The sequence below is a fragment of the Actinomadura sp. NTSP31 genome (genome assembly GCF_041951385.1).
Taxonomy (GTDB): domain Bacteria; phylum Actinomycetota; class Actinomycetes; order Streptosporangiales; family Streptosporangiaceae; genus Spirillospora; species Spirillospora napierensis.
The window spans coordinates 52,985-66,453 of record NZ_JBGNUT010000018.1; the positions used below are offsets into that span (position 1 = coordinate 52,985).

Here is a 13,469-nt window from a genome sequence, read left to right on the forward strand (position 1 = left end):
ATGCGGAGCTCGGTTTCGCCCGAAGGCCTGCAGGCGTGGCTCGCGGAGCGTGTCGCGACGCACGCGCGCCTGCCCGTCGAACAGATATCGCCGGAGGTGGACCTCGGCCGGTACGGGCTGGACTCGGTGGAGGCGTTCGCGGTGTGCTGCGAGATCGAGGACCACCTCGATGTCAGCCTCGACCCGGCGCTCCTGTGGGACCACCCGACGATCGACGCCCTCAGCGAATATCTGCTCGGCACGGTGCTGAGGGGGACGGGTGAGCAGTGACCGGTGGCCGGCATCGCCGGCTCAGGCCGACATCTGGGTCGCTCAGCACCTGGACCCGGAGAACCCGCAGTACAACTGCGGGGTCGCCTTCGCGGTCGACGGCGTCCTCGACGATGAGGTCCTGCGCGCCGCGGTGGACTCGGCCGTCGCCGAGACCGAGCCGGTACGGCTGCGCTTCACCGGCGGGGACGACGGACTGCGGGCGCACGGAGATCCGGACGCCGCCTTCCCCCTGCGCGTCCTTGAGATGGACGAGGACGGCGCCCGAGCCTGGATGGACCGGGACCTCGGCCGACCCGTCGACCTCACCGGCGCCGACGCCGCGCTGACGCATGTGCTGTTCGTGCTCCCGGGCCGCAGGTCCCTGTTCTACCTCCGCTACCACCACATCCTCCTGGACGCCTACGGCGCCATGCTGTACTGCCGCCGGATCGCCGAGACCTACTCGGCGATGCGGGCCGGCACGGCTCCGGCTCCGGCCGCGTTCGCCTCCGCCGCGGAACTGGCCGCGGAGGCGCGGGCCTACCAGAGTTCCGCACGAAGGGAACGAGACCGGGCCTACTGGCTCGAGAGCTTCCACGAGCCCCCGCGTCCGGTCAGCCTCGCCGGCGGGGCGGCGAGCACGGCGGCGGGCACGCTGCGGAGCACCGTCCGGCTTCCCGCCCCCCTGTGCGAGGCGCTGCGCGGGGCGGCGGACGAACTCGGCACCCGCTGGTCGGTGGTCCTGATCGCCGGCGTCGCCGCCTACCTCCACCGGATGACCTCGAGCGCACAGGTGAGCCTCGGCGTCCCCGTGCTCGCCAGGACCAGCACGCCGGCGCTGGCGACGCCGACGATGCTCGCCAACGAACTGCCGCTGCGTCTCGAGGTCGCGCGGCCCGACCGGCTCACCGATCTGGTGGAGCAGGTCTCGGGCCGCCTCACGCAGTTGATCAAGCATCAGCGCTACCGCAGCGAGGACCTCCACCGCGACCTGGGCCTTTCCCGCCGGACGGCCAAGCTCAGCGGGCCTGTCGTCAACATCATGTCGTTCGGGATGGGCCTCGCGTTCGGAGAGCACCTCGCCACCGCCGAGGTGCTGTCGACCGGCCCCGTCCAGGATCTGTCCCTCAACGCCTACGCCGAGCCCGGGGATTCCGAGATCCGGCTGGAGTTCGAAGCCGAGGCCGCCCGCTACACCGAAGCGGAACTGGAACACCACGGGACCAGGCTGGTGGGGTTCCTGACGACCCTGCTGGGCAGCCCCGGCGAGCCGATACGCGAACTCGACCTGCTCACCGCGGCGGACCGGAGCGTTCTCGCGGCCGCCGACGGCCCGGCATGCGACGTACCGGAGCTGACACTGCCGGACCTGTTCGCCGCCGCGGCGGCCCGGCACCCCGACCACGTCGCGGTGATCGCCGACGGGGCGGAGCCGACCTACGCCGAGCTGGATTCGCGCGCCAACCGGCTCGCGCGGCTGCTCATCGACCGCGGCGCGGGACCCGAGCGGATCGTCGCACTGGCCATGCCCAGATCTCTGGACCTGGTCATCGCGGTGCTCGCGGTGTGGAAGTCGGGCGCGAGCTACGTGCCGATCGATCCGGACTACCCGGCCGACCGGATCGCGTTCATGATCAGCGACGCGCGTCCCGTACTGCGGCTGACGACGGCCGAGACCGCGGCCGCGGCCTCCTACTCGGACGCCGCCGTGACGGACGCCGACCGGATCGCGCCCCTCGCCGCGGACCACCCGGCCTACGTGATCTACACCTCCGGGTCCACCGGCCGGCCGAAGGGCGTCGTCATCACCCATGCCGGGCTGATGAACTTCACCCGCACCCAGGTGGAACGGCTCAGCGTCGGCGCCGGCAGCCGGGTGCTCCAGTTCGCCTCGCCGAGCTTCGACGCCTCGGTCTGGGAGCTGGCCGTCTCGCTTCTCTCCGGCGCGACGCTGGTGCTCGCGCACGAGGTCGGCGCACCCCTGCTCGACCTGCTGCGACGGCGCGAGGTCACGCACGCGCTGCTGCCGCCGAGCCTGCTGCCGAGCCTCAGCGCGGCGGACCTGCCCAGCCTCGGAGTGCTCGTCGTCGGGGGAGAGGCGACGTCGCCGGACGCGATCAAACGCTGGTCCGCGGGCCGGCGGATGTTCAACGCCTACGGCCAGACCGAGTCGACGGTCTACATGACGCTGAGCGAGCCGCTGAGCGGTGAGGCACTCCCGTCGGTGGGCCGGCCGATCGGGAACATGCGGGTGCACGTGCTCGACGACGAACTGCGACCGGTGCCGCCGGGCGTCGTGGGCGAGCTGTACGTCGGTGGTGTCGGCCTCGGGCGCGGATACCTGGACAGGCCGGGACTGACGGCTTCGCGCTTCGTCGCGGACCCGTTCGGTGAGCGGGGCGAGCGCCTGTACCGCAGCGGGGACCTGGGGCGCTGGGACTCCGAGGGCCGGCTCTGGTACGCCGGCCGGGTCGACGACCAGGTGAAGGTGCGCGGATTCCGGGTCGAGCCCGGTGAGATCGAGTCGGTGCTGGGCCGGCACGACTCGGTGGCCCAGGTCTGCGTGATCATCCGCGAGGACCAGCCCGGAGAGCGGCGCCTGGTGGCCTACGTGGTGCCCGCGGGCGGCTTCGACCCCGCCGTGCTGCGCGCACATGCGGCCGCCGCCCTTCCGGCCTACATGGTCCCCGCGGCGTTCGTGCGCCTGGAAGAGCTGCCGCTCACGGCCAACGGAAAGGTGGAACGCTCCGCCCTGCCGGCACCGGACTTCGCCGGCTCGGTCTCCTCCCGTCCGCCGCGCAACGCCGTCGAGGAGACGCTCTGCCGCCTGTTCGCCGAGGTCGCGGGCCTGGACCGCGTCGGGATCGACGACGGCTTCTTCGAGCTCGGCGGCGACAGCATCTCCTCGATCCAGCTGGTGAGCCGGGCGCGCGGCGCCGGTCTGACGATCACACCGAGGCTGGTGTTCGAGCACCCCACGGTGGCCGGCCTGGCCGCCGTGGTCCAGGCCGCTCTGGCCGCCCGGACCGGCCGGGCCGGTGAGGGCGACGGTGCGCTGCCGGGGGACGGCGTCGGCCCGGTCCCGCCGACGCCCATCATGCGGTGGCTGGACGAGCTCGGCGGCTCGATCGAGGGCTTCACCCAGTCGATGGTGGTCGACGTCCCCGCCGGCCTCGACGAGGCCGGCCTGCTGGCCGGGTTGCAGGCGCTGCTGGATCACCACGATGTGCTGCGGATGCGCCTCGTCGGCGATGCCCTGGTGATCGGCGAGCCGGGTTCGGTCTCGGCGGCCGAGTGCCTCGGCGACGACGACCCGGATCCCCGGACGGGCCCGGTGCTGCGCGCGGCGTGGCACGAGGCCGGTCGCCTGCGGTTGACCCTGCACCACCTGGCCGTCGACGGGGTGTCGTGGCGGATCCTGCTGCCCGACCTCCAGGAGGCGTGGGCGGCGATCGCGGCCGGCCGGACCGCCGTCCTGGCCCCCGTGGGCACGTCGTTCCGCCGGTGGGCGGGGCTGCTTGCGCAGGAGGCCCCGCGGCGCACGGGCGAGCTGGACCTGTGGGCCTCGATGCTGTCACCGGACCATGCGGGCCTGGTACCGAGCCGGGGCGGCACACCGCACCGGCGCTGGGAGAGCATCCCGGTGACCGTGCCCGCCGACCTCACCGAGGCCCTGCTGACGAGGACGCCGGCACGGTTCCACGCCGGAATGAACGAGATCCTGCTGGCTGGCCTGGCGCTCGGCGTGGCCGACTGGCGCCGGCGGCGAGGCGATGACGGCGCGGCCGTGCTGGTGGACCTGGAGGGGCACGGCCGGGAAGAGTTCACGGGCGGCGTCGATCTGTCGCGCACGGCCGGCTGGTTCACCTCCCTGTTCCCGGTGCGGCTCGAGGCGCATCCCCTGGAGCCCGGCAGAACGCTCAAGGACGTCAAGGAGCGGCTGCGCACGCTGCCGGACCACGGCCTCGGGTACGGGCTGCTGCGCTATCTGAACGCCGAGACCGCGCCGCTGCTCGCCGGCCTCGCCACCCCGCAGATCGGGTTCAACTATCTCGGGCGCTTCGACGAGGAGGCCGAGCTCGCGGGCGGAATCGGCCCGGACATGCCGCTGCCGCACCTGCTCGACGTCAACGTGATCCTGCGCGGTGGCTCGGTGCTCGAGGCCGCCTGGTCGTTCGCCACCGATGCCCTGTCCGAGGAGGACATCCGGCAGCTGGCGGAGGCGTGGGTGGCGGCGTTGGGCAGGCTGGCCTCCGCCACCGACTCCGGTGGGCACTCGCCGTCGGACTTCCCGCTGGTGCGGGTGGGCCAGGCGGAGATCGACGAGTGGGATCCCGAGAACGTCCTGCCGCTGACCCCGCTGCAGGAGGGCCTGCTGTTCCACGCGTTGTTCGACGACCGGGGGACCGACGTCTACAACGTGCAGCTGGTGATGAGCGCGAACGGCATCGACCCCGGCGTGCTGCGCGCCCGGGCCGAGCGGCTGGTGGCGCGCCATGCGGGACTGCGGGCCGGTTTCCGGCAGGCCGGGGCCGGTGCGGTGCAGGTGATCTCCCGGTCGGCGGAGGTGCCATGGCGCGAGGTGGAGGTGTCGTCGCAGGAGGAGTTCCGGGAGGTCCTGGCCGCCGAGCGCGCCGAACGGTTCGACATGGCGAGGCCGCCGTTGCTGCGGTTCCTGCTGGTGCGCCTCGGCGCGGGCCCGACCCGGCTGGTGCTGACCAACCACCACATCCTCCTCGACGGCTGGTCGATGCCGCTCGTGCTGGGTGAGCTGCTGGGTGAGACGCCCGCGGATCCGGTGTCGTGTCACGACTACCTCGCGTGGCTGGCGAACCGGGACCGGGCGGCGGCCGAACAGGTGTGGCGCGAGGCCTTGGCGGGCGTCGACGAGCCGACGCTCCTGCAGCCCGGCGCCGGAGCCGCCGATCAGCAGCTCACGGTGGAACTGCCTCGGGACCTGAGCGCCGCGATCTCGGCTCTGGCTCGTGGCCGTGGTCTGACGTTGAACAGCGTTTTCCAGGGTCTGTGGGGGGTGTTGGTGGCGCGGCTCACGGGTCGCGAGGACGTGGTGTTCGGGATGACGGTGTCGGGTCGTCCGCCGGAGGTTCCGGGTGTGGAGCGGATGGTCGGGCTGCTGATCAACACGGTTCCGGTGCGGGTCCGGCTGGCGCCGGCCGAGTCGTTGTCGGGGTTGCTGGCGCGGTTGCAGGAGGAGCAGTCGAGGCTTGGCGAGGCCCATTTCCTGGGGTTGACGGACATCCAGCGGCTGACCGGTCTCGGGGAGCTGTTCGACTCGCTCTACGTCTTCGAGAACTACCCGGTCGGACTCGGCGGGGTCCTGGAGGAGATCCACGACAACCCGCATTACCCGGTCAACCTCACCGTCGTTCCGGGCGACACGCATCGCCTGCGGATGGGCTACCGGTCCGACGTCATCGACGAGGACGCCGCCCGGTCGATTCTGGGCCGGTTGGGTCGTCTGGCCGAGGTGCTGGTCGCTGATCCGGATGCGCCGGTGGGCCGGATCGGTGTGCTGGACGAGGTTGAGCGTGGGTTGCTGGCGGGGTGGAACGAGACGGGCCGGGTGGTGTCTGAGGGCTCGTTGTCGGATTTGTTTGAGGCTCAGGTGGTGCGGTCGCCGGATGCGGTGGCGGTGGAGTGCGGTGATGTGTGTTTGTCGTATGGGGAGTTGGAGGAGTGGGCGGGGCGGTTTGCTCGGTGGTTGGTGGCTCAGGGGGTTGGGCCGGAGCAGTTGGTGGCTTTGGCGTTGCCGTCGTCGGTGGAGTTGGTCGTCGCGATTTTGGGGGTGCACAAGGCAGGAGCGGCGTATTTGCCGGTGGATCTGAGTTATCCGGCTGAGCGGGTGGCGTTCATGCTCGATGATGCCGCGCCGGTGTTGACGGTCACCGATCGTGCGACGGTCGTCGAGGCGGACGCTCAGGTGCCGGTCGGGCCGGTGGTGTCGCGGCCCGAGCAGGCCGCCTATGTGATCTACACGTCGGGATCGACGGGGACGCCGAAGGGCGTGGTGGTGTCGCACACCGGTGTGGCGAGCCTGGCCTTGTCACAGGCGGAGCACCTCGGTGTCGGGGTGGGCAGCCGCGTCCTGCAGTTCGCCTCACCCAGCTTCGACGCGTCGTTCTGGGAACTGGTCATGGCGCTGCTGTCCGGTGCGACCCTCGTCCTGCCCGGGCAAGAGGACGCGCTGTCGAGTGCGGCCACCCGCCGGGTGTCGCACGCGACCCTGCCGCCGTCGGCACTGGCCGCGTTGCCGCCGGAAGCGCTCCCCGCCGATGCGGTCCTGGTGGTGGCGGGTGAGGCCTGTCCTCCTGCGCTGGTGGAGCGGTGGTCGGCGGGGCGGCGGATGGTGAACGCCTATGGGCCGACCGAGGCGACGGTGTGCGTGAGTGTGAGTGATCCGTTGTCGGCGGGCGATGGGGTGGTGCCGGTCGGCCGGCCGATCGCGAATACGCGGGTGTTCGTGCTTGATGGCGGGTTGCGGTTGGTGCCGCCGGGTGTGGTGGGTGAGTTGTATGTGGCGGGCTCGGGTTTGGCGCGGGGGTATCTGGGTCGTCCTGGGTTGACGGCGTCGCGTTTTGTGGCGAGTCCGTTCGAGGCCGGTGGGCGGCTTTACCGGACGGGTGATCTGGTGCGGTGGGGCGCTGATGGCCAGTTGGTGTTCGTGGGGCGTGCCGACGATCAGGTGAAGGTGCGCGGTTTCCGGGTCGAGCCGGGCGAGGTCGAGACCGTACTGGCCCGGCATGACGCGGTCGCCCAGGTGGCGGTCGTGGCCCGGGACGGCGGACTGGTCGCCTACGTGGTGCCCCGCACCGCCGGACTCCCCGTCGCGGAACTGCGAGACCACGCCGCGTCCGTACTGCCGAGCCACATGGTGCCGTCCCTCTTCGTCGAGCTGGACGCACTGCCGCTGACGCCGAACGGCAAGGTGGACCGAACCGCGCTGCCCGCTCCGGACCTCCGCACGGAACGTTCGGGGCGAGCCGCTCGCGACCCGCGTGAGGAGATCCTGTGCGGGCTCTTCGCCGAGGTGCTCGGCGCGGACCGGGTGGGAATCGACGACGACTTCTTCGCGCTCGGCGGTCATTCGCTGTCGGCGACCAGGCTGGTGAGCCGGATCGGCGCGACGCTGGGCCTGGAACTGCCCGTCCGGGCCGTCTTCGAGCACCCGACGGTCGCGGACCTCGCGCGGCGGCTCGACGGCACGGCGAGCACGAACCACCTACCGCCGGTGGCGGGGACCGGAACCGGGGAGCTGTCGTTCGGGCAGCGCAGGCTGTGGTTCGTCAACCAGATCGAGGGGCGCCGCGCGACCTACAACCTGCCGGTGGTGCTGCGGCTCACCGGCGGAGTGGACCGGGCCGCGCTGGGCGCCGCCCTGGCCGACCTCGCCCTGCGGCATCCGGTGCTGCGCACGGTGTTCCCCTCCGTCGACGGGCAGCCCTGGGCCAAGGTGCTGCCGGTCGCCGAGGCGGTGGAGCTGGAGCTGGTCGAGGTCTCCGCCGGCCGGGTCGACGAGACGGCCGCCGCCATCGCGGGCGAGGGTTTCGACCTGACGGCCGACCCGCCGATGCGGGCACGGCTCGTGACGGACGGGCACACCGAGATGCTCGTCCTGGTCCTGCATCACATCGCGGCGGACGGCTGGTCGATGGGTCCGCTGGGCCGGGACCTGGCCGCCGCGTACGCGGCGCGCCGCGACGGAGACCGGCCGCGGTGGGCGCCACTGCCGGTGGACTACGCCGACTTCGCGGTCTGGCAGCGCGAGCTGCTGGGCGCCGACGACGATCCCGGCAGCGTGCTGGCCCGCGAGCTGGCGTTCTGGACCGGCGAACTGGCGGGCCTGCCGGACCAGCTGGCGCTGCCCGCGGACCGGCCCCGGCCCGCGCGGGCGACGCATCGCGGTGGACGGCTGTCTTTCGAGTGGGACCGGGAACTGCTGGCCGACCTGCGCGCGCTGGCGGCGTCCACGCAGGCGACCGTGTTCATGGTGCTCCAGGCGGGACTGGCCGCGGTGCTGACCAGGCTGGGCGCCGGCACCGACATTCCCATCGGCTCGCCGACGGCGGGCAGGCCCGACGCGGCACTGGACGAGCTGGTCGGGTTCTTCACCAACACGCTGGTGTTGCGCACCGACACCTCGGGCGACCCGAGCGCGCGTGACCTGGTCGGGCGGGTGCGGGATCGGGACCTGGCCGCGTTCGCGCACCAGAACGTGCCGTTCGAGCGGGTCGTGGACGCGGTCGGCCCGGCCCGATCGCTGGCGCGGCACCCGCTGTTCCAGGTGCTGCTGAGCCATGAGAACACCACGGGACAGCCCGGTGTGCGGCTCGCCGGGCTGGCGGTCGAACCGGTCACGGTCTCGATCGACGCGGCCAAGTTCGACCTGTCGCTGAGCGTCAGCGAGAGCGCCGACGGCCTCGCCGGGATGCTCGAGTACAACGCGGACCTGTTCGACCCCGGCACCGCCGCCGCCGTCATCGAGCGCCTGCGCCGCATGCTCGCCGCGATGGTCGCCGACCCCGACGCCCGGATCTCCCGCGCGGAACTGCTCGATCCGGACGAGCGGCAGCGGCTGCTGACCGCCGCGGTCGGAGACGTTCTCCCTCGGCCCTCGGCGACTCTGCCGGATCTGCTGGCGGCGCAGGCGGTGCGGTCGCCGGATGCGGTGGCGGTGGTGTGTGAGGGCGTTGAGCTGTCCTATCGGGAGTTGGACGAGCGTGCGAATCGTCTGGCGCGGTTGTTGATCGGGCGGGGTGTGGGTCCGGAACGGGTGGTCGCGGTCGCGATTCCCCGGTCGGTGGAGTTGGTAGTGGCGCTGCACGCGGTGGTGCGGGCAGGTGCGGCCTATCTGCCGGTGGATGTGGACTATCCGGCTGAGCGGGTGGAGTTCATGCTGCGGGACGCCGAGCCGGCGTTGCTGCTGACCACGGCAGGTCAGGCAGTAGTGGGCGAGGTGGACCGGGTGCTGGTCGACCAGGTGGACACCGCAGTGTTGCCGTCTGGTCCGGTGGTTGATGGTGAGCGGACGCGGCGGCTGTTGCCGGGGCATCCGGCTTATGTGATTTATACGTCGGGTTCGACGGGTGTGCCGAAGGGTGTGGTGATCAGCCAGTCCGGGGTTGTGAACCGGTTGTTGTGGATGCAGGACACCTATGCGTTGGGGTCGGACGATCGGGTTTTGCAGAAGACGTCGGCGAGTTTCGATGTGTCGGTGTGGGAGTTTTTCTGGCCGCATATCGCGGGTGCGGGGTTGGTGGTGGCTCGGCCGGGTGGGCATCGGGATGCGTTGTATTTGGCGGGGTTGATTCGGGGGGCGTCGGTGACCACGGCGCATTTTGTGCCGTCGATGCTGGCGGCGTTTTTGACCGAGCCGTTGGCGGGTGGCTGTCTGAGTTTGCGGCGGGTGATCTGTAGCGGGGAGGCGTTGGCCGCGGGCACGGTGCGGGACTTCGCCCGGGTATTGCCGGCGGAGTTGCACAACCTTTATGGGCCGACGGAGGCGTCGATCGATGTCACGTCGTGGGTGTGCCCGAGCGAGACCGATCGGGTGGCGATTGGTCGGCCGATCGCCAATACCCGGGTGTATGTGCTGGACGGTGGGATGCGGTTGGTGCCGCCGGGTGTGGTGGGGGAGTTGTATCTGGGTGGCGCGGGCCTGGCGCGGGGTTATCTGAACCGGCCTGGGTTGTCGGCGTCGCGGTTTGTGGCCGATCCGTTCCAGGCCGGTGAGCGGCTTTATCGGACGGGTGATCTGGTGCGGTGGGACGCCGACGGCGAGCTGGTGTTTGTGGGGCGTGCCGATGATCAGGTGAAGGTTCGGGGGTTCCGGGTCGAGCCGGGTGAGATCGAGACCGTGCTCGCCGGGCATGATGGCGTCGCCCAGGCGGCGGTCGTGGTGCGGGACGGGCGGCTGGTCGCCTACGTGGTCGCGGCCAGCGCCGACCTCGACTTGGCGGGTCTGCGTGGGTTCGTGGCGGCGCGGTTGCCGGAGTACATGGTCCCGGCGGCGTTCATGGTGCTCGATGCCCTCCCGCTGACCCCGAACGGGAAGCTGGATCGGGCCGGGTTGCCGGCGCCGGAGGTGTCGGTGTCGGGGCGTGCGCCTCGTGATGCGCGCGAGGAGGTCTTCTGCGGGCTGTTCGCCGACGTGCTCGGACTTGACCGGGTCGGGATCGACGACAACTTCTTCGAGCTGGGCGGCGACAGCATCTCCTCCATCCAGCTGGTCAGCCGAGCTCGCGAGGCGGGCTTCTCGGTGACCGCCGGTCAGGTGTTCGAGCATCAGACGGTGGCGGCGCTCGCGCCCGTCGCGGACGCCGACCTCGCCCCGCTGCCTCCCGAGTTCGAGTCCGGCGACGTGCTGCCGTTGTCGCCGTTGCAGGAAGGGCTGCTGTTCCACGCGCTCTTCGAGGACGGCGCCGACGAGGTGTACCACGACCAGGCCGTGCTGGCCCTCGACGGCGTGGACCTGTCGCCGGTGCGTGCGGCAGCCGAGCGGCTGGTGGCGCGGCACGCGAACCTGCGGGCGGGCTTCTGGCCGGACGACGGCGGGTTCGTCCAGCGCGTCGCCGGCGCGGTCGAGGTGCCCTGGCGCGAGGCGGTGGTGGCGGACGAGGAGGAACTGCGGCGGGTCCTCGCCGAGGAGCGCGCCGAACCCTTCGACATGGAGAAGCCGCCGCTGCTGCGCTTCCTGGTGGTGCGGGACGCCCGCGGCGGCTGCTGGCTCGCCATGACCAACCATCACATCCTTCTGGACGGCTGGTCGATGCCGCTGGTCCTGCGCGAGCTGTTCGGCGGGCCGCGGACCGACCCGGTGCCGTACCGGCGCTACCTGTCGTGGCTGACGGGCCGCGACCGGGACGCGGCCGAGGCCCGGTGGCGGGAGGCGCTCGCCGGGATCGAGCAGCCGACCCTGCTGGCACCGCCGGGCTCCGGCTCGATGCGGCGCGACCAGCGGATCGTCGACCTCGGGGCCGAGCTGCACGCCGCCGTCTCGGACCTGGCCGCCCGCTCCGGGCTGACGTTGAACAGCGTCGTCCAGGGCCTGTGGGGGCTTCTGCTGGCCCGGCTGACCGGCCGCACCGACGTGGTGTTCGGGATGACCGTGTCGGGCCGGCCACCGGAGATCCCCGATCTCGACCGGATGATCGGGCTGTTCATCAACACCGTCCCGGTACGGGTCCGGCTGGACCGGCACGAGCCGCTGCGCACCATGCTGACCCGGCTCCAGCGGGAGCAGGCGAGCCTGGTGGACGCGCACTTCCTCGGGCTGGCCGACATCCAGCGCACCAGCGGTCCCGGTGAACTGTTCGACACGCTCTACGTCTTCGAGAACTACCCGATGGGCGGAGCGGACACGCCGCCCGGCGTACGACTGTACGACGTGCACGACGGCGCGCACTACCCGGTCACCCTCACCGCCCTGCCCGGCGAGACGCTGCGGCTCCGGCTCGGCTACCAGGCCGGGCTCCTCGACGAGCGGACCGCCGAATCGATCCTGGCGCGGCTGCTCGGCCTGATCGAGACGGCGGTGACCGAGCCCGACCTGCCGGTGGGCCGGATCGGCGTCCTGCGGCCCGCGGAGCGCGATCGGCTGCTGCTGGAGTGGAACGACACGGGGCACCCGGTGCGGGAGGAGACCGTACCGGAGCTGTTCGCCGCCCAGGTGCGGCGGGCCCCGGACGCGACCGCCGTGGTGTTCGGTGACGACGAGCTGACCTACGGCGAGCTGGACGAGCGGGCCGACCGGCTCGCCCGATGGCTGATCGCCCGCGGCGCCGGCCCGGAGCGGCTCGTCGGCGTCGCCCTGCCGCGCTCCGCCGAGCTCGTGGTCGCGATCGTGGCGGTGCTCAAGTCGGGCGCCGGGTACGTGCCGATCGATCCCGGCTATCCGGCCGAGCGGATCGCGTTCATGCTGGACGACGCGCGCCCGCTCTGCGTGATCACGCCCGACACGTTCGCGGAGCTGCCCGGCACGGACCCCGGCGAGGTCACCGCTGCCGTCCGGTGCGGCGCGCTGCTGCCGGGCCATCCCGCGTACGTGATCTACACGTCGGGGTCCACCGGCCGGCCGAAGGGCGTCACGGTCACGCACCGGGGCCTGGTGAGCCTCGCCCTGATGCTGAACGAACGGCTCGGCGTCGGGCCGGGCGGCCGCGTCCTGCAGTTCGCCTCGCCCAGCTTCGACGTGGCCGCCTCGACCGTCGCCCGCACCCTGATCGGCGGCGCCGCGCTCGTGATGGCCGAGCCCGACGACCTGGTCCCCGGGGCGGCGCTGGCCGGCCTACTGGCGGCCCGGGGCGTGACCCAGGTGACGCTGCCGCCCTCGGCCCTCGCGGTGATGCCGGACGGCGGGGTGCCGGCGGGCGTCACGCTCGTGGTGGCGGGTGAGACGTGCCCGCCGGACCTGGTCCGGCGCTGGTCGGCGGGGCGCCGGATGGTCAACGGGTACGGTCCGACGGAGGCGACGGTCTGCGTCACCCTGAGCGATCCCCTGGACGGGTCGGGCGCGCCCCCGATCGGCCGTCCGGTGTGGAACACCAGAGTTCACGTCCTCGACGACGAGCTGCGCCTCGTGCCGCCCGGCGTGGTCGGCGAGCTCTACGTGGGCGGGGCCGGTCTGGCCCGCGGGTACCTGAACCGGCCGGCGCTGACGGCTTCGCGTTTCGTCGCGGATCCCTTCGGCGCACCGGGCGAGCGTCTGTACCGCACCGGCGACCTCGTGCGCCGGGATGCCGAAGGGCAGCTGTGGTTCGTGGGCCGCGCCGACGACCAGGTGAAGCTGCGCGGATTCCGGATCGAGCCCGGAGAGGTCGAGGCGGTGCTGGCCCGCCACCCCGCGGTGAACCAGGTCGCGGTCGCGGCCCGGGACGGCCGGCTGGTGGCCTACCTCGTTCCGAAGGCCGGCGGGCTCGACGTCGCCGAGGTGCGGGACCGCGCGGCCGCGGCCCTGCCCGCCCACCTGGTGCCCGCCGTGCTCACCGTGCTGGACGCGCTGCCCTTGACCCCGAACGGGAAGGTGGACCGGGCGGCCCTTCCCGCACCGGAGATCGCGGTGTCCGGGCGCGAGCCGCGCGACGCCCGCGAGAGCACGCTGTGCGCGCTGGCCGCCGAGGTGCTGGGGCTGGACCGCGTCGGCATCGACGACCGCTTCTTCGAGCTGGGCGGCGACAGCATCTCCTCGATCCAGCTCGTCA

The 13,469-nt window shown here is 72.2% G+C and carries 2 protein-coding genes (1 of these 2 cut by a window edge); both read left to right on the forward strand.

Annotation, left to right across the window (positions count from 1 at the left end):
- Complete coding sequence (locus tag ACA514_RS28295) at positions 1-270, forward strand: acyl carrier protein (RefSeq protein WP_375044281.1); 270 nt, start codon at positions 1-3, stop codon at positions 268-270.
- On the forward strand, positions 260-13,469 hold the 5' portion of the coding sequence (locus ACA514_RS28300; protein WP_375044282.1) for a non-ribosomal peptide synthase/polyketide synthase. It continues 5,645 nt past the right edge of the window; the window shows 13,210 of its 18,855 coding nt (coding positions 1-13,210); it begins with the start codon at positions 260-262; its stop codon lies beyond the right edge, outside the window. The genes ACA514_RS28295 and ACA514_RS28300 overlap by 11 nt, the downstream gene beginning before the upstream one ends.